The 16,899-nt window shown below is 73.5% G+C and carries 14 protein-coding genes; 6 read left to right on the forward strand and 8 right to left on the reverse strand.

All coding sequences use genetic code 11. The features are described from left to right. The first annotated feature begins 264 nt into the window (after window positions 1-264). The 3 genes from CR165_RS14300 to CR165_RS14310 all read left to right on the forward strand — a co-directional run bounded on the left by CR165_RS14300 (window position 265) and on the right by CR165_RS14310 (window position 4,968). Window positions 265-939 (forward strand): CHAP domain-containing protein, encoded by a 675-nt coding sequence (locus CR165_RS14300; protein ID WP_245906426.1) that lies wholly within the window; start codon window positions 265-267, stop codon window positions 937-939. Window positions 940-1,078: 139 nt separating this feature from the next. Then, window positions 1,079-3,385 (forward strand): molybdopterin-dependent oxidoreductase, encoded by a 2,307-nt coding sequence (locus tag CR165_RS14305; protein WP_109517676.1) that lies wholly within the window; start codon window positions 1,079-1,081, stop codon window positions 3,383-3,385. Next, window positions 3,382-4,968 (forward strand): PhoX family protein, encoded by a 1,587-nt coding sequence (locus tag CR165_RS14310; RefSeq protein WP_109517677.1) that lies wholly within the window; start codon window positions 3,382-3,384, stop codon window positions 4,966-4,968. Before CR165_RS14305 ends, CR165_RS14310 begins: the two co-directional genes overlap by 4 nt. A 100-nt stretch (window positions 4,969-5,068) precedes the next feature. Here the strand turns inward: CR165_RS14310 and CR165_RS14315 are convergent, their stop codons facing one another. Genes CR165_RS14315 through CR165_RS14335 form a run of 5 tightly spaced genes read right to left on the reverse strand, consistent with a single transcriptional unit; the run spans window position 5,069 to window position 10,430 of the window. Continuing rightward, on the reverse strand, window positions 5,069-5,698 hold the full coding sequence (locus CR165_RS14315; protein WP_109517678.1) for a DedA family protein: 630 nt from the start codon (window positions 5,696-5,698) through the stop codon (window positions 5,069-5,071). A gap of 10 nt (window positions 5,699-5,708) precedes the next feature. Next, a complete protein-coding gene (locus CR165_RS14320; RefSeq protein WP_109517679.1) occupies window positions 5,709-7,223 on the reverse strand; it encodes a tripartite tricarboxylate transporter permease in 1,515 nt (504 codons plus the stop codon). After that, entirely contained in the window at window positions 7,223-7,672 is a 450-nt protein-coding gene (locus tag CR165_RS14325) for a tripartite tricarboxylate transporter TctB family protein (protein WP_109517680.1), read from the reverse strand. The genes CR165_RS14320 and CR165_RS14325 overlap by 1 nt, the downstream gene beginning before the upstream one ends. A gap of 29 nt (window positions 7,673-7,701) precedes the next feature. Beyond that, window positions 7,702-9,036: a sigma-54-dependent transcriptional regulator gene (locus CR165_RS14330; protein ID WP_109517681.1), complete on the reverse strand. Its 1,335-nt coding sequence runs from the start codon at window positions 9,034-9,036 to the stop codon at window positions 7,702-7,704. Continuing rightward, window positions 9,033-10,430: an ATP-binding protein gene (locus CR165_RS14335; protein WP_181378171.1), complete on the reverse strand. Its 1,398-nt coding sequence runs from the start codon at window positions 10,428-10,430 to the stop codon at window positions 9,033-9,035. The genes CR165_RS14330 and CR165_RS14335 overlap by 4 nt, the downstream gene beginning before the upstream one ends. 360 nt (window positions 10,431-10,790) lie before the next feature. Here CR165_RS14335 and CR165_RS14340 point away from each other — a divergent pair, with 360 nt between their 5' ends. From CR165_RS14340 to CR165_RS25070, 3 genes are all read left to right on the forward strand, one after another. Next, the gene (locus CR165_RS14340) at window positions 10,791-11,855 is read left to right on the forward strand and encodes a phosphotransferase (RefSeq protein ID WP_109517756.1); all 1,065 of its coding nucleotides are present in this window, start codon (window positions 10,791-10,793) and stop codon (window positions 11,853-11,855) included. Next, on the forward strand, window positions 11,852-13,174 hold the full coding sequence (locus tag CR165_RS14345) for an aspartate aminotransferase family protein (RefSeq protein WP_109517683.1): 1,323 nt from the start codon (window positions 11,852-11,854) through the stop codon (window positions 13,172-13,174). Before CR165_RS14340 ends, CR165_RS14345 begins: the two co-directional genes overlap by 4 nt. A 224-nt stretch (window positions 13,175-13,398) precedes the next feature. Further along, window positions 13,399-13,551, forward strand: a complete 153-nt coding sequence (locus CR165_RS25070) for a hypothetical protein (RefSeq protein WP_181378172.1) — start codon at window positions 13,399-13,401, stop codon at window positions 13,549-13,551. Between the two features lie 13 nt (window positions 13,552-13,564). Here CR165_RS25070 and CR165_RS14350 read toward each other — a convergent pair whose 3' ends face one another. From CR165_RS14350 to CR165_RS14360, 3 genes are read right to left on the reverse strand one after another with little or no spacing between them, the layout of a single operon-like run. Then, window positions 13,565-14,296, reverse strand: a complete 732-nt coding sequence (locus CR165_RS14350; RefSeq protein ID WP_109517684.1) for an ABC transporter ATP-binding protein — start codon at window positions 14,294-14,296, stop codon at window positions 13,565-13,567. Then, window positions 14,296-15,048 carry an ABC transporter ATP-binding protein gene (locus CR165_RS14355; protein WP_109517685.1) on the reverse strand — a complete coding sequence of 251 codons (753 nt, stop codon included), beginning with the start codon at window positions 15,046-15,048 and terminating at the stop codon, window positions 14,296-14,298. The genes CR165_RS14350 and CR165_RS14355 overlap by 1 nt, the downstream gene beginning before the upstream one ends. Beyond that, the gene (locus tag CR165_RS14360) at window positions 15,045-16,892 is read right to left on the reverse strand and encodes an ABC transporter permease (RefSeq protein ID WP_109517686.1); all 1,848 of its coding nucleotides are present in this window, start codon (window positions 16,890-16,892) and stop codon (window positions 15,045-15,047) included. The genes CR165_RS14355 and CR165_RS14360 overlap by 4 nt, the downstream gene beginning before the upstream one ends. Window positions 16,893-16,899: the final 7 nt, after the last annotated feature.

A 16,899-nucleotide genomic window follows, 5' to 3' on the forward strand; every position in this document is an offset into this window, starting at 1 on the left:
TGTTGCATTTTTGCCGCAACACTGTGGTAAATTGCAGAGATCTTCGGTGGTTTAGGATTAAGGTCTTATTGAGGACCCTCACGTACCGCGTGAAAATGCGAATCACGTCGTATTTCCCCCAGTAACAAGCTCCGGCATTGCCGCCGCCCTCACGTCCTTGCTAGCGGAATAACAACGCGGTGCAGGCCGTAGTGGAGACAGGGCTTTGGGGGTTTCATGCGGGTAAACAGCGCAGCAGTGGCATTTGCCGTTCTCTTCGGGGCGATGTGCGCCGTGCCTGTGGCCGCCGATGCGGCAACCGGCCGCAACACCCGGGAGACCGTCAAACAGCCGCGCGCCGCCCTGCACCAGCCGGCTGCCGCCCGCAGCGCCAAGTCGCCGACGCTCAAGCCGCTCCCGGCCGAGCTGCGCCGCGCCGAGAACATCTCCTGCGTGCCCTTCGCCCGCGCCATCAGCGGCATCGAGCTTTCCGGCAACGCCCATACCTGGTGGGCCAGCGCCGCCGGCGTCTACGCCCGGGGCAACCGGCCCGAGCGTGGCTCGGTGCTGAGCTTCCGCGCCTCGGGTGGCATGCGGCTTGGGCATGTCGCCGTCGTCTCCCGCGTCATCGGCCCGCGCGAGGTGCTGATCGACCACGCCAACTGGGAAGGCCCGGGGCTGCGCAAGGGCACGGTCCAGCGCGGCGTCTCCGTCATCGACGTGTCGGACCGCAACGACTGGACGGCGGTGCGCGTGCAGGTCGGCCGTAGCGACGACGCCTATGGCCGCGTCTATGCCACCAACGGCTTCATCCACAACCGCGCCTCCGGCACCATGATGGCCAAGGGCGAGGCCGGCTTCGAGGAAATGGCCGAGGCCCCCTCGGTGCGCAGCGCCCATGCCGAGCACATGGCCGGCGCCGTTCGCAACCTCAACATGGATGCCACGGGCCGCCGCTGAACGGCGCCCCTTTCCCGGTCCCGCCTGCATCGCGCCCCTGAAGGGGCGCGTTTTTTTTGCGCGCCGTGCGCCGCGTGCATTTGCCCCCCGCCGCCTGCCGGCGCATTCTCCGCCGCCATTGGCTGGAGGATGGAGCAGCATGTCGGGGATCAAGCCGCACGCCGCGCACTGGGGCAGTTTCGACGCGGTGGTGGAGCAGGGCCGCGTGGTGGGCGTCCGCCCCTTCCACCGCGACCCGCATCCCGGGCCGCTGATCGACGCCATCCCCGACGTGGTGCACGCCAAGAGCCGGATCGACCGCCCGCATGTGCGCGCCGGCTGGCTGCGCGGCGAGCGGCGCGGCGCCGAGCGCGGCGACCGCGACTTCGTCCCCGTCTCCTGGGACCGCGCCATCCGCCTCGTGGCGGAGGAGACGCAGCGGGTGCGCGCCGAGTTCGGCCACCCCAGCATCATGGGCGGCTCCTATGGCTGGTCCAGCGCCGGGCGCTTCCACCACGCCAAGAGCCAGCTGCAGCGCTTCCTCGGCCTCGGCGGCGGCTACACCAACCAGGTGACGAACTATTCCTACGGCGCCGGCATGACGCTGATGCCGCATATCCTCGGCACCAACGAGGTCATCCAGGGGCCGGTGACGGACTGGCGCAGCATCCTCCGCCACACGAAGCTGATGATCTGCCTGGGCGGCCTGCCGCTGAAGAACGCGCTGGTCACGGCGGGCGGCGCCGGCGCGCATGAATACGTGCCCTGGCTGAAGCAGGTGGCGGCGGCGGGCGTGCGCTTCGTCAACATCTCGCCCTTCCGCGGCGACACGCCGGACTTCCTCGACGCGCAATGGGTGCCGATCCGCCCCAACACCGACACGGCGCTGATCCTCGCCATGATCCACACGCTGGTCGACGCCGGGCTGGAGGATCGCGGCTTCCTCGCCACCCACTGCACCGGCTGGGACAGGCTGCGCCCCTATGTGCTGGGCGAGACGGACGGCACCCCCAAGACCGCCGCCTGGGCCGCCGCCATCACCGAGGTGCCGGCCGAGACCATCCGCGCGCTGGCGCTGGAGGCGGCGCGGCTGCCCACCATGCTCACCGCCACCTGGTCGATCCAGCGCGCCGAGCATGGCGAGCAGCCCTGGTGGGCGCTGGTGGCGCTGGCCGCGGCGCTGGGCGGCATCGGCAAGCCGGGCGAGGGGGTGATGTTCGGCTATGGCTCGCTCAACGGCATGGGCACGCCGCGCCGCGAGCTGCCTTCCGTCTCGCTGCCGGCCACGCGCAACCCGGGCGGCCTCTCCATCCCCGTCGCGCGCGTGACGGAGCTGCTGGAGCGGCCGGGCGAGATCCTGCAGTATAACGGGCGGGACATCGTGCTGCCCGACATCCGCATCATCTGGTGGGCCGGCGGCAACCCCTTCCACCACCACCAGGACCTCAACCGCCTCCGCCGCGGCTGGAACCGGGCGGAGACCATCATCGTGCAGGAGCCGTGGTGGACGGCCGCCGCCCGCCACGCCGACATCGTGCTGCCGGCGACGACGACGCTGGAGCGCAACGACATCGCCTCCTCCTCGCGCGACCGCTTCCTGCGCGCCATGCACCAGGCCATCCCGCCGCTGGGCCAGGCGCGCAACGACCACGACATGCTGGCCGACATCGCCGAGGCCTGCGGCTTCCGCGACCGCTTCACCGAGCAGCGGGACGAGGCCGCCTGGCTGCGCCACCTCTACGAGCGCTGGCGCCAGGCCTGCGCCCGCTTCGGCTTCGACGCGCCGGATTACGACACCTTCTGGGCCGAGGGCTTCATCGAGATCCCGCCGCCGGAGGAGGATTTCGTGCTGTTCTCCGACTTCGCGCGCGACCCGGCGGCGCACCCGCTGAACACGCCCTCCGGCAAGGTGGAGCTGTATTCGGAGACCATCGCCGGCTTCGGCTACGACGAGATCGGCGGCCATGCGCGCTGGCAGGCGCCGGAGGAGTATCTCGGCGCGCCGCTCGCCGCGCGGTTCCCGCTGCACCTGCTCTCCTACCAGCCCGCCACCCGGCTGCACGGGCAGCTCGACCCCGGCCGCGTCGCCGCCGCCGACAAGATCCAGGGCCGCGAGCCGCTGCTGATGCATCCCCAGGACGCCGCCGCGCGCGGCCTCGCGAACGGCGACATCCTGCGCGTGTTCAACGACCGTGGCGCCTGCCTCGCCGGGCTGCGCCTCAGCGAGGGCATCCGGCGCGGCGTGGTGGCCATGGCCACCGGCGCCTGGTGGGACCCCTCGCCGGAGCAGGGCGGGCTCGACGTGCACGGCAACCCCAACGTGCTGACGCGCGACATCGGCACCTCCCGCCTCGGCCAGGGCAGCGCGGCGCAGTCCTGCCTTGTCGAGGTGGAGCGCTTCGACGGCGCCCTGCCGGCGGTGACGGTGCATGACGCGCCCAGGCCCGTGGCGGAGCCGGTGGCGTGAGCACGCTCTCCCGCCGCACGCTGCTGGCCGCCGGCGCGGCGCTGCCGCTGGCGGCGCGCCCGGCGCATGCCCAGGTCACCACGCTGGACATGCCGCCCGCCCTGCTGCCGGTGAAGCCGGACGACACGGTGGCCCCCGGCTACCGGCGCGACGTGCTGGCCCGCTGGGGCGACCGCGTCACCTTCGACGCGCTGCCCTGGAACCCCGCCGCGCCGACGCCCGAGGCGGCCGCCACCCAGTTCGGCTGGGATGGCCGCATCTGCGCCCTGGTGCCGCAGCCGGCGGCGGCGGACGGCATCGGCCGCGCCGTGCTGGCGGTGGCCCACCCGACGGTGGACCCGGCCATGGCCTTCCCCGGCGGGCGGGACCGCCCGGCCGTGGCGGCGATGATGCAGGGCGCCTCGCTGCTGAACCTGGAGCGGCAGGGCGGCCGCTGGATCGTCGCCGATGGCGGCTACCAGTCCCGCCGGCTGACGGCGGAGACGCTGTGCCGCATCACCGGCCCGGCTTCCGCCAGCGTGGGCGAGGCGGTGCAGGGGCTGCTGGCGGTCTCCGGCGGCTGCGCCACGCCCTGGGGCACGCTGCTGCTGGCCGAGGACGACCCGGCCCCCTGGTCCACCCGCCTCGCGCCCCTCGACGCCCGCTTCCGCGACGCGCTGCGCTTCGGCTGGGTGGCGGAGCTCGACCCGCTGGACCCGAGCGCGGTGCCGGCCAAGCGCACCGCGCTCGCCCGCTTCCCGCGCGGGGATGCCGCCGCGGCGCTGGGGCGGGATGGCCGCGCCGTGGTCTATCTCTCCGACCGGCGCGCCTTCGGCCACCTGTTCCGCTTCGTCTCGGACGGGCCGGCGGCGGAGCCGGGGGCGCTGGAGCAGGGCACGCTCTCCGTGGCGCGCCTCGCCGGCCAGGGGCTCCGCTGGGAAGCCCTGCCGCGCGACGCGCAGACGCTGCTCAACCCCATCGCCGTCGCCGCGGCCCTCGGCGCCACCGCCTTCGACCTGCCGAGCGGCCTCGCCGTGGATGGCAGCCGGCTGTTCCTGGCCTGCAAGGGCAACGCCGCGCGCCGCCCCGATCAGGTGGACCGGCTGAACCCGCGCGCCGGCAGCAATGCCGGGCATGTCGTGGAGATCCGCCCGGCGGGGGGTGACCATGGGTCGGACGAGGCCTCGGCCAGCCTGCTGCTGACCGGCGGCGCGCCGGAGCCGCGTTACGCCGGCCTCGGCACCGCCTGGCCGGAGGCGCCCGCCACCCTGGCGCTGGACGGGCGCGGCCGGCTCTGGATCGGCACCGACCATGACGGGCGTGTAGGGCCCGCGCCCGATGCGCTCTATGGCTGCGACACGCAGGGGGTGGGGCGGGGGCTGGCGCTGCCGCTCTATGGCGCGCCGCGCGGCGCCGCCCTGGGCGGCGCTGCGATGAGCCCGGACGGCGCGGCGCTGTTCGCCCTGGTGCGCACGCCGGGGGCCGAGCCGGGCGCCAGCTATGGCCGCCCCGGCACGCGCTGGCCGGCCTTCGACCCGGCCCTGCCGCCGCGCAGCACGCTGGTCTCCTTCACCCGCCTCGGCGGCGGGGCGGTGGGCGGCTAGAGCCTTTTCCGTTCGTACTGGCTCACGGAAAAGGCTCTAGCTCATTGTGTTCGCGAGCATCTTAACGCGATCAGGCGAAGCAGCCTGCTCGCGATCTGCTCTAGCGGCGGGGGCCGCCCCGCAGGGCGGCGGCCAGCGCCCAGGCCGCCGCCGCCATGCCGGCCACGCCCAGCCCGGCCAGCACCGCGATCGGCCAGCCTTCCTCGCGCCGGAACAGGCCGGTGGCCCAGCCGATGGCCTGCCCCGGCATCAGCAGCAGCGGCGCCCAGAGCAGCGCCGAAGGGATGTTGGCGAGCTGGAAGCGCCCGTGCCGCATGCCCGACAGCCCCGCCACCACGGGGATGAAGGCGCGCAGCGGCGCGAAGAAGCGGCTGAGGAACACCGCCCACAGCCCCCAGCGGCGGAAGCCGAGGCGCGCCCGCGCATAGAGCCGCCACTGTCCGCGTGGCAGGTGGCGCCGCACCATCGCCGGGCCCCAGCGGCGCGCCATGACATAGCCCGTGCTGTCGCCCAGCGCGGCGCCGAGGCCGGCGCCCAGCACCACCGGCCAGGCCGGCAGCGCCTCGCTGACGATGAGCACCCCGGCGGCGAAGAGCAGCGCCGAGCCGGGGATGACCAGCCCCACCAGGGGCAGGGATTCGGTGAAGGCCAGCAGGAAGGCCACCGACCCCGCCCAGTCCTGGTGCGCGGCGATCCAGGCCAGGAAGGGGCCGATGATCTTCTCCTGCATGGCCCTGCCGTTATTCCGCCAGCGCGGCGGCGCGCTGCCGCGCCCGGTTCTGCCGCATCAGCGCGACGGCGGCCCAGACCAGCAGCGCGGCGGTGACGGCCAGGAAGCCGGCGCTGATCGGCCGCTCCAGGAACACCATGGCGTCGCCGCGCGAGAGCAGCATGGCGCGGCGCAAATGCTCCTCCATCAACGGCCCGAGGATGAAGCCCAGCAGCAGCGGCGCCGGCTCGAACTTCAGCAGCGCCATGACGTAGCCGAAGACGCCGAAGATCATCACCAGCAGCACGTCGAAGGCGCTGTTGTTGACGCTGTACACGCCGATGCAGATGAACATCAGGATGGCGGGGTAGAGGATGCGGTAGGGGATGGACAGCATCTTCACCCACAGCCCGATCAGCGGCAGGTTGAGGATCACCAGCATGACGTTGCCGATCCAGAAGCTGGCGATCAGCCCCCAGAACAGCTCGGGGTGCTCGGTGACCAGCCGCGGCCCCGGCTGGATGCCCTGGATGATCAGCGCGCCCAGCATCAGCGCCATGGTGGCGTCGCCCGGGATGCCCAGCGTCAGCGTCGGGATGAAGGCGGTCTGCGAGGCGGCGTTGTTGGCGGATTCCGGGGAGGTGATGCCCTCGATGGCGCCCTTGCCGAACCGGCTCGGATCACGCGCCACCTTCTTCTCGACCGCGTAGGACATGAAGGAGGCGATGGTGGCGCCCGCCCCCGGCAGCGCGCCGAAGATGGCGCCGACGCCGGTGCCGCGCAGCATCGGCAGCGTGGAATCCTTCATGTCCTTCCCGGTCGGCATCAGCGAGCGCATGGTGATCTTGTGCTGGCTCCTGCCGGCCTTGATGCGGTTGATGCTGCCGATCACCTCGGCCACGCCGAACAGGCCCATGGCCAGCGCCACGAGGCTGATGCCGTCGGCGAGCTGCGGGATGTCGAAGGTGAAGCGCTGCTGGCCGGTCTGCACGTCGGTGCCGACCATGCCGAGCGCGAGCCCCACCAGCACCATGGCGATGCCCTTGACCGGCGAGCCGTGCGCCAGCGTCGCCGCGGCCACCAGCCCGAGCAGCATCATCGCGAAGTAGTCCGCCGGCCCGAAGGAGAGGGCGACCCCCGCCAGCAGCGGCGAGAAGGCGGTGAGGATGATGATGCCGAGGCTGGCGCCGACGAAGGAGGCGATGGTCGTCATGGCCAGCGCCACGCCGGCGCGGCCCTTCTGCGCCATCGGGTAGCCGTCGAGGCAGGCCACGGCCGCGGCGGGGGTGCCCGGCAGGTTCATCAGGATGGAGGCGGTGGAGCCGCCATACTGCGCGCCGTAGTAGATGCCGGCCAGCATGATGATGGCGGCGGTGGGCGGCACGTAGAAGGTCAGCGGCAGCAGCATGGAGATGGTGGCAAGGCCACCGATGCCCGGCAGCACGCCGACGAAGGTGCCCAGGAACACGCCGATGAAGCAGTACAGCAGGTTCTGCGGCGCGAAGGCTTCACCGAAGCCCATCGCGAGGTTGGCGAACATGTCCATCAGAGGCTCCACCGGTAGGCCGGGATGGGAATGCCGAGGCCCATGGTGAAGACCAGCACGGCGATGGCGGCGAGGCTGGCGGCGAGCACCAGGGTCAGCCGCAGGCTCGGGTTGCGTTCCGCGAAGGCGGCCAGGGCGGTCAGCAGCAGCACCGCCGGGATCAGCCCGAAGCGGTCGACCAGCAGCGCGAAGCCCAGCACCGCGATGCAGATGGCCAGGAAGGGCCGCCATTCGGGCCGCGGCAGGGTGCCGGCCCGGAACAGGGCGGGGACCAGGATGATCAGCCCGAACGCCACGACCAGCACGCCGATGGAGAGCGGGAAATAGGCCGGCCCCATCCGCCGCAGCGTGCCCATGTTGTAGTTCAGCGAATAGAGCGCGAACCACGTGCCCCCCGCGATCATCAGCGCGCCGCCGATGATGTCTTCGAAGTCTCTTGTCGCCTTCAACGGATCCTCCCTGGGGATACCTTGGAAACTCAGCCCTTGATGCCGAGGCGCTTCATCCGCTCCCACAGCGTGGTGCGGGAGATGCCGAGCAGCTGGGCGGCGTCGCCCACGCGGCTGCCGGAACGGGCCAGCACGCGCCGGATGTGTTCGCGCTCGGCGGCGTCGCGCGCCTCGGCCAGCGAGAGCGGCGGCGCCTCCTGCGCCTGGCGTTCGGGGAAGAGGTCGGCCGGCTCCAGGCGCGGCCCCTCGGCCAGCACCATCGCCCGCTCGATGCGGTTGCGCAGCTCGCGCACATTGCCGGGCCAGCGGTGCGCCAGCAGCGCGTCGAAGGCCGGCGCGGTCAGCTCCGGCGCCTCCCGCGCAAAGGCCTGGGCGAAGTGGCGCAGGAAATGCGCCGCCAGCGCGCCAAGATCCTCCGGCCGCTCGCGCAGCGGCGGCACCGCCAGCTCCACCACGGCGAGGCGGTAGTAGAGATCCTCGCGGAAGCGGCGCTCGGCCACGCGGGCGCGCAGGTCGGCGTTGCTGGCGGCGACGATGCGCGCCTGCAGCGGCAGCTCCTCCCGCCCGCCGAGGCGGGTGAAGCGCCGCTCCTGCAGCAGCCGCAGCAGCTTGGCCTGCGGCGCCGGGCCGAGCTCGGCCACCTCGTCGAGGAACAGCGTGCCGCCGGCGGCACGCTCGGCGAAGCCGGGCTGGCGCTCGGTGGCGCCGGTGAAGGCGCCGCGCTCATGGCCGAAGATCTGGCTCTCCAGCAGCTCGGCCGGGATGGCGGCGCAGTTGACGGCGACGAAGGGCGCCGCCGCGCGGCCCGCCTCGGCCCGGCCGCTCTCGTGCAGGGCGCGCGCCGCCACCTCCTTGCCGGCGCCGCTCTCGCCGCCCAGCAGCACGGTGGTGTCCACCCGCGCGAGCTTGAGCAGGTGGCGGCGCAGCGTCTGCATGGCCGGGGAGCGCCAGCCGGCGCCGTCATCCGCCGGGCGCAGGGGCGCCGACCAGCCCGAATAGGCGGCGAGCTTGTCGATCAGCAGCTGCGCGGGGAAGGGCTTCTCCACATAGTCGTCGGCCCCGGCGCGCAGCAGCCGCACCGCCTGCGCCACGTCGCCGAAGGCGGTGACGACGATGATCGGCGTGCCGCCCAGCTCCGGCATCAGCCGGGTGAGCAGCGCCTCGCCGCTGCCATCCGGCAGCCGGATGTCGCAGACGATGAGCGTCGGGCGCTGGCGGCGCAGCAGCACCTCGCCCTCGCGCGCGCTGCGCGCCCAGGCGGTGGCGATGCCCTCCAGCGTCAGCCGCTGCACCAGGCTCTCGCCCAGCACCGCATCGTCCTCGATCAGCACCACGGAGCGCGGCGCGTTGGCGGTCTGGTTCATGGCGTCTCCTCCGCGCGGGCGGGCAGGTGCAGGGTGATGCGGCTGCCGCGCGGCGCGGCCTCGACGCTGATGCGCGCGCCCAGGCTTGCGGCGAGCTGCGCCGCGATCTCCAGCCCCAGCCCGCCCGCCACCCCGCTGGCCTCGCCGCCGGAGAGGCGCTGCTCCGCCTCCGGCGGCAGGCCGCCCGCCTCGTCCTCGACGCTCGCCACCAGGAGCCCCTCGGCCGGGCGGGTGACCTGCAGCCGCACCTCCCGCCCGGCCGGCGTCGCGGCCACGGCGTTGAGCAGCAGGTTCAGCAGCAGCTGGCGCAGCCGCAGGGCATCGGTGGGGAAGGGCTCCGGCAGCGCCACCCGCCAGCCGAGGCAGACCTGGCCGCGCCGCGCCTCCGGCATCACCAGAAGGCGCAGATCCTCCAGATCCTCGGCGGAGACGGGGCGGCGCTCGCCATCCTGGCGGTGGGTGGCGAGCGTGCTGCGCACCACCGCCTCGATCTGCCGCAGGCCGCGCTCCACCAGGTCGAGCGCCCGCTCGCGCGCCGCCGGGTCGTCGCCGAAGCGCCGGGTGGTCTCCAGCGCCGTCAGCATGCCGGCCAGCGGGTTGCGCACCTCGTGCGCCACGGAGGCGGCGAGGCGGCCGAGCATGGCGGCGCGCTCCCGCTCGGCCAGGCGGGTGGCCAGCTCCTCCCGCTCGCGCAGCCGGGCGGCCATCAGGTTGAAGGCCTGCGCCAGCCGGTTGGCCTCGGCGTCGCGCGGGGTGAAGCCCAGCGGCGCGAAGCGGCCGCTCCCGGCCCGCTCCAGCGCCGCCGTCACCGATAGGAAGGGGCGCATCAGCCGGCGGGCGAACAGCATGGCCAGTCCCGCGGCCAGGGCCGCCAGCAGCAGGTCCACCACGGTGAGCACCCACATCACCCGCTGCTGCCGCCCCACCTGCTCGGGGAAGGCGAGCTGCGCCGCCACCAGCGCCACCACCTGGCCGTCCGCCACCATCTCGCGCTGCGCCCAGGCCGTGTCGCCCGCGGGGTTCAGCGACCACTGCACGCCGGTCAGCCCGAAGGCCATGGGCGGCTGGCCCTGCGGCTCGCCGGCGCGGGCGAGCGGCAGGCCGTTCGGGTCGGCGACGACGATGGCGAGGTCGTTCACCCCCCGCTGGAAGCCCATGCTGCGCTCCAGCGCCGCCTCCAGCCCGCCGAAGTCGCCGGCGCGCAGCCAGGGCAGGGCGGTGCCGGAGAGGCTGTCGATATAGACATCGGCCAGCCGCGAGATCTCGCGGTTCAGCTCGCGCTGCATGATGTGGAGCGCGAGATGCGTGGTGCCGACCGAGGAGAGGAACACCGCCAGCCCGACCAGGAGCGGCAGGCGGACGGCCAGCGACAGGGAAGGAAGGGCGAAGGTCATGGGCGTGCGGCGTGCTCCGTCGGGCCTGCCCCCGCGTGCCCCGGGGGGCGGCGTGGCGGGGCTTTCCCGGTTCATAGCAGGCCCCGCCAGGGCACCCCGCATCGGGGTGGCTGGCGGGAGCCGGCGCGGAGCGGTCTCGGCGTTGCGCATCGCCGCCTCTCTGCAAGCCGCTTGCCAGCGCAGCGCCGCGTTCCGGAACAAGGGCTTGCGCGGGGCGGGCGGCTTCCGGTGTCCGCCCTTCCGGCCACTGCGGGAGGGCGATGTCCGGAATTCCGGACAGGCCGCCCCATGGCCGTGGGCGCCGCGCCGGCGCATGATGCCGCCGACGATTCAGCAGAAGGACGGACCGTGGCGGCCAGAATGCAACAGGACGAGGTTCCGGGGGATGAGCTGGGTGCCGTGCTCGACGCCGCCCCCCCGGCGGTGACGGAGGCGGAGGTGGCGGCCCTGGCGCAGGCGCGCTTCGGCCTCGCGGTGGCGGTGCGGCCGCTGACCGGCGAGCGCGACCGCAACTTCCACCTGCGCGCCGCCGATGGCGCCGAATACGTGCTGAAGGTGATCCACCCGGCCGAGGACCCGGCGGTTTCGGACTTCCAGAGCCGGGCGCTGCTGCACCTGGCGGTGGCGGGCGCCACCCTGCCGGTGCCGCGCCTGCATCCGCCGCTTTCGGGCGATGGGCCGGAGGCGCTGTGGCGCCGCCCGGGCCAGCCCGATTGCCGCGTGCGGGTGCTGGACTACCTGCCCGGCCGCCCGCTGCACCTGGCGGCACCCGGCCCGGCGCAGCGCGCCGCCGTGGGCGCCACCCTGGCGCGGCTCGACCTCGCCCTGTGGGCGTTCCGCCACCCGGCGGAGGACCACGCGCTGATGTGGGACATCCAGCACGCGCTGCGGCTGCGCCCGCTGGTGGCGCAGCTGCCCGGGGCCGAGGACCGCGCACTGGCCGGGGCGGTGCTGGAGCGCTTCGCCACCCATGCCCTGCCGGTGCTGCCCGGGCTGCGGCGGCAGGTGATCCACAACGACTTCAACCCGCACAACATCCTGGCCGACGCGGCGCGGGACGACGTGGTGGCCGGCATCATCGATTTCGGCGACATGGTGCGCGCGCCGCTGGTGCAGGACCTGGCCACGGCGGCCGCCTACCAGATGGCGGAGGAGGGCCACCCGCTGGAAGGCCCGGCGCAGCTCGCCGCCGCCTTCCACGGCATCTGCCCGCTGGCGGAGGAGGAGGTCGCCATCCTGGCCGACCTGATCGCCACGCGCATGGCGGTGGCGGTGACGATCAGCGGCTGGCGCGCGGCGCGGCAGCCGGAGAACGCGCCCTACATCCTGCGCAACTACCCGCGCAGCCTCGCCGGGCTGCGCCGCCTGGGCGCCCTGCCGCGTGCCGAGGCCCAGGCTTACCTGCGAAAGGCCCTGACCGCATGAGCATGATCAACGCCTACGACCCGAAGGCGACCAACGGCGTCGGCACGCGCGAGCAGGCGATGATCGCCCGCCGGCAGAAGCTGCTGGGCCCCGCCTACCGGCTGTTCTACGCCAACCCGGTGCATCTGGTGCGCGGCGAGGGGGTGTGGCTCTACGACCCGGACGGCAACGCCTATCTCGACGTGTACAACAACGTCGCCAGCGTCGGGCACTGCCACCCGCATGTGGTGGCGGCGCTGGCGCGCCAGGCGGCCACGCTGAACACCCACACCCGCTACCTGAACCCCGTCATCCTCGACTACGCCGAGAAGCTGCTGGGCTATTTCCCCGAGCCGCTCGGCCACGTCATGTTCACCTGCACGGGCAGCGAGGCGAACGACTTGGCCTTCCGCGTGGCGCGCAGCCACACCGGCGGCACCGGCTTCATCGTCACGCAGCTCGCCTATCACGGCGTGACGGTGGCGATCTCCGAGATGTCGCCCTCGCTCGGCAGCCACGTCACCCTCGGCGCCCATGTCCGCACCGTGCCGGCGCCCGACCTCTACCGCGGCGGCCCTGGCGTGGCGGAGCGCCTCGCCGCCGATGTGCGCGCCGCCATCGCCGACATGCGGGCGCATGGCATCACCCCCGCCGCGCTGCTGGTGGACACCATCTTCTCGAGCGACGGCGTGTTCGCCGACCCCGCCGGCTTCCTGGCGCCGGCGGTGGCGGCGATCCGCGAGGCGGGCGGCCTGTTCATCGCCGACGAGGTGCAGCCCGGCTTCGGCCGCACGGGCGAGGCGATGTGGGGCTTCCAGCGCCACGGGCTGGTGCCGGACATCGTGACGATGGGCAAGCCCATGGGCAATGGCCACCCGATCGCCGCCATGGTCTCGCGCCCCGACATCCTGGCCCGCTTCGGGGAGGCGACGCGCTACTTCAACACCTTCGGCGGCAACCCGGTCTCCTGCGCCGTGGGGCAGGCGGTGCTGGAGGTGATCGAGGGCGAGGGGCTGGTGGAGAACGCCCGCACGACCGGCGCCTTCCTGGCGGCGGGGCTGCGCAAGCTGGCGGAGCGGCACGCCCTCATCGGCGACGTGCGCGGCGCCGGGCTGTTCGTCGGCGTCGAGCTGGTGACGGACCGCGCCACCAAGGCCCCCGCCACGGCCGAGACGGCGCGGCTGGTGAACGGGCTGCGCGAGCGGCGGGTGCTGATCAGCGCCGCCGGGCCGCATGCCAACATCCTCAAGATCCGCCCGCCGCTGGTGTTCCGCCAGGAGCATGCCGAGCACTTCCTGGCGGCGGTGGACGCGGTGCTGGGGGAGATCGGCGGCGGCTGAGAGGGGCGGGGTCGTTCCGGCCCCTCTCCAAAAATTTTCCCTGTCTGTTCTCTTTTTCCGGGGTAGAACGGCGAAGGCCACTTGCCTTCATGTTCTATTTATGTTCGCATCCGGTCATGCCGATGCCGTTCCCCCACGCCCCCGTCCCGGCCACCTGGAACCGCCTTCCCCCGGCGGCCCCCCCGTCCTGGTGGTATGCGAGACGCCCCGAGCGGCAGCCCGGCATGACGCGGGCAGGGCAGCTTGCCCTGCCCGCGTCCTCCTCCTCTTCAGGCACGCGGCTGCACGCCCTGGCGCGCGAGGTGATGCTCGGTGCGGTGCTGGGCATTCTGGGCGGCTGGCTGTTCGGCTGGGTGGCGTCCTGGGCGCTGCTCTGAGGCGCCGCGCGCTTCACACCGAGAGGTAGCGTGCCCGCAGCGCCGCATCCCGCATCAGCGCCGGCATGGGCAGGGTCTGGCGGGGCGTGCCGGTCTCCAGGATGCAGGCGCGGTCCCCCACCGCGCCGGCGAAGGCCAGGTTCTGCTCGGAGAGCAGGATGGAGAGCCCCTCCGCCTTCAGCGCCAGGATGGCCTCGGCCATGCGCTCCACCACCACGGGCGCGAGGCCCTCGGAGGGTTCGTCGAGCAGCAGCAGGCGCGGGTTGCCCATCAGCGTGCGGGCGATGGTGAGCATCTGCTGCTCGCCGCCGCTCATCCGCCCGGCCGGCCGGTGGCGCATCCCGCCGAGGCTGGGGAAGAGGGCGAAGAGCCGCTCCGGCGTCCAGGGCGCGAGGCCGGGGCGGGCGGGGCGGCGGCCCACCTCCAGATTCTCCAGCACGGTGAGGCCGGTGAAGATGCGCCGCTCCTCCGGCACATAGCCGAGCCCGGCGCGGGCGATGGCGTGCGGCGGCTGCCCGGCGAGATCGCGCCCCTCCAGCCGCCCCCCTTCCAGCCGCCCCCCTTCCAACCGCACCGTGCCGGCGCTGGGCGGCACCAGCCCCATGATGGCCTTCATCGTCGTGCTCTTGCCGGCGCCGTTGCGGCCCAGCAGGCACAGCACCTCGCCCGCCGCCACGGTGAGCGAGACGCCGTGCAGGATGTGCGCGCGGCCGTAATGGGCGTGCAGCCCCTCCACCGCCAGCATCAGAACCGCCCCCCGCCGAGATAGACCTGCCGCACCCGCGGGTCGGCCCGCACCTCCTCCGGCGCGCCGGCGGCGATCAGGCGCCCGCGCTCCAGCACCAGCACGCGGTCGGCATGGCCGAACACCACATCCATGTCGTGCTCGGTGAACAGCACGGCGATACCGGCCTCCCGCGCGATGGCGGCGGTCTGTTGCATCAGCGCGCCGCGCTCGGCGGGGGCCATGCCGGCGGTGGGCTCGTCCATCAGCAGCAGGCGGGGGCTGTGGGCCAGCGCCATGGCCAGCTCCAGCCGCTTGAGGTCGCCATAGGCCAGCACGGCGCAGGGGCGGTCGGCCTGGGCCAGCATGCCCACACGGTCCAGCAGCGCCTCCGCCTCCGCCGTGTGGAGCCGCGCCGCCGGGCGCCACAGCCCGAGCAGGCGGCGGTGATGGGAGAGCAGCGCGGCCCGCACATTCTCCCGCACGCTCATCGAGCCGAAGGTGGCGGTGACCTGGAAGGTGCGGCCGACGCCGAGCCGCCACACGGCGCGCGGCGGCAGGCCGGTGATGTCCCGGCCCCCCAGCCGCACCCGCCCGGCATCGGGGCGGATCTGGCCGTTGAGCATGTTGAAGCAGGTGCTCTTGCCGGCGCCGTTGGGGCCGATCAGCGCCAGCATCTCGCCGGGGGCGAGGGCGAAGGAGACGCCATCCACGGCGCGCACCCCGCCCCAGGCCTTGATCAGCCCCTCGGCCTCGAGAAGGGGCGTGCTCATGCCCGCTTCTCGCCCCACTGGGCCAGGGCGCCCGCGAGGCCGCGCGGGAAGAACAGCACCAGCGCCAGGATGACGAGGCCGAGCAGCAGCCGCCACAGCTCCGTCACGCGCGCCAGCTGCTCCTGCAGCCCGGCATAGGCAATGGCGCCGAGGATCGGCCCGCTCACCGTCTGCACGCCGCCCAGCAGCACCATCAGCAGCGCATCGACGCTGCGCGGGATGGCGAGGTAGGTGGGAAACACGCTGCCCTTGCCGAAGGCGAACAGGGCGCCGGCCAGCCCGGCGAAGGCGGCGGCATAGGCGAAGGCCAGCCAGCGGATGCGGAAGGCGTCGATGCCGATGGCCTCGGCGCGCAGCGCGGAATCCCGCTGCGCGCGCAGCGCCAGGCCGAAGGGCGCGTGGATGGCCCGCCGCAGCAGCCACACGCCGAGGCCACAGAGCGCGGCGCTGAGATAGAAGAAGGCGAGCTTCCCGCGCGCCCAGTCGCTCGGCCAGATGCCGAGCAGGCCGTTGTCGCCGCCCGTCACCTCCACCCACTGGAAGGCGACGCTCCAGGCGATCTGCGCGAAGGCGAGCGTCAGCATGGCGGCATAGACGCCGGAGAGGCGCACGCAGAACCAGCCGAAGAGCAGCCCCACCAGCCCGGCGGCGAAGGGCGCCAGCAGCAGCCCCATCTCCATCGGCGCGGCGAGGTGGCGCAGCAGCAGCCCCGCGGCATAGGCGCCGGCGCCGAAATAGGCGGCGTGGCCGAAGCTCGCCATGCCGCCCGGCCCCATGATGAGGTGCAGGCTGGCGGCGAACAGGATGAACACGGCGAAGTCGGCCAGCAGGATCAGCGGGTAGTCGCCGAGGAAGGGCGCGGCCAGCAGCAGCGCCGCCAGCGCGCCGAGCGTGGCCAGCCGCAGGCCGCGCGGCAGCGGGCGGGGCAGGGGCGGCGCCTGCTCGCTGGCGGGCGGCGCGCCGGGCGGGGCGCCCAGCAGCCCGTGCGGCCGCAGCACCAGCACCACCGCCATCACCAGGAACACCAGCACCAGGGTGATGCGCGGGAAGACCAGGATGCCGAAGGCGTGCAGCTCGCCGATCAGCAGCGCCGCCAGGAAGGCACCGGGCAGGCTGCCAAGCCCGCCGATGACGACGACGACGAAGGCCTCGACGATGATGGCCATGTCCATGTGCAGCGTGACGGCCTCGCGCGGCAATTGCAGCGCGCCGCCGAGCCCGGCGAGGGCGGCGCCGAGGAAGAACACGGCGGTGAAGAGCAGGCGCTGGTCGACGCCGAGGGCGGAGACCATCTCGCGGTCCTGCGTCGCGGCGCGCAGCAGGATGCCGAAGCGGGTGCGGTGGAACAGCAGCCAGAGCAGCCCCAGCACCACCGGCCCCACCGCGATGAGGAACAGCTCGTAGCGCGGGAAGCGCAGGCCGAGGATCTCGACCGCGCCGCGTAGCAGCGGCGCGCGGGGGCCGAACTTGTCGTCCGCGCCCCAGAGCAGCAGCGCCACATCCTGCACGATCAGCACCAGCGCGAAGGTGGCGAGAAGCTGGAACAGCTCCGGCGCGTGGTAGATGCGGCGCAGCACCGTCATCTCCAGGGCCGCGCCCAGCGCGCCCACGCAGAGCGCCGCCAGCAGCACGCCCCCCCAGAACCCCCAGAAGCCGCCGAGTTCCGCGAGCGGCCCGTGACTCACAAAGGTCCAGGCGAGATAGGCGCCCAGCATGTAGAGGCTGCCATGGGCGAAGTTGACGATGCGGCTGACGCCGAAGATCACCGTCAGCCCCGAGGCCACCAGGAAGAGGGAGGAGGCGCTGGCCAGTCCGGCCAGCGCCTGGACGGCCAGGGCTTCCAAGGCGGTG

It is taken from the genome of Teichococcus aestuarii, from assembly GCF_003116135.1.
GTDB lineage: Bacteria > Pseudomonadota > Alphaproteobacteria > Acetobacterales > Acetobacteraceae > Pseudoroseomonas > Pseudoroseomonas aestuarii.

What these genes read in the sequence shown, in the direction of transcription:
- CR165_RS14300 (WP_245906426.1), top strand. Translation starts at nt 265, where the DNA reads ATGTGCGCCGTGCCTGTGGCCGCCGATGCGGCAACCGGCCGCAACACC.
- CR165_RS14305 (WP_109517676.1), top strand. Translation starts at nt 1,079, where the DNA reads ATGTCGGGGATCAAGCCGCACGCCGCGCACTGGGGCAGTTTCGACGCG.
- CR165_RS14315 (WP_109517678.1), bottom strand. Translation starts at nt 5,698, where the DNA reads ATGCAGGAGAAGATCATCGGCCCCTTCCTGGCCTGGATCGCCGCGCAC.
- CR165_RS14320 (WP_109517679.1), bottom strand. Translation starts at nt 7,223, where the DNA reads ATGGACATGTTCGCCAACCTCGCGATGGGCTTCGGTGAAGCCTTCGCG.
- CR165_RS14330 (WP_109517681.1), bottom strand. Translation starts at nt 9,036, where the DNA reads ATGAACCAGACCGCCAACGCGCCGCGCTCCGTGGTGCTGATCGAGGAC.
- CR165_RS14335 (WP_181378171.1), bottom strand. Translation starts at nt 10,430, where the DNA reads ATGACCTTCGCCCTTCCTTCCCTGTCGCTGGCCGTCCGCCTGCCGCTC.
- CR165_RS14340 (WP_109517756.1), top strand. Translation starts at nt 10,791, where the DNA reads ATGCAACAGGACGAGGTTCCGGGGGATGAGCTGGGTGCCGTGCTCGAC.
- CR165_RS14345 (WP_109517683.1), top strand. Translation starts at nt 11,852, where the DNA reads ATGAGCATGATCAACGCCTACGACCCGAAGGCGACCAACGGCGTCGGC.
- CR165_RS25070 (WP_181378172.1), top strand. Translation starts at nt 13,399, where the DNA reads ATGACGCGGGCAGGGCAGCTTGCCCTGCCCGCGTCCTCCTCCTCTTCA.
- CR165_RS14350 (WP_109517684.1), bottom strand. Translation starts at nt 14,296, where the DNA reads ATGCTGGCGGTGGAGGGGCTGCACGCCCATTACGGCCGCGCGCACATC.
- CR165_RS14355 (WP_109517685.1), bottom strand. Translation starts at nt 15,048, where the DNA reads ATGAGCACGCCCCTTCTCGAGGCCGAGGGGCTGATCAAGGCCTGGGGC.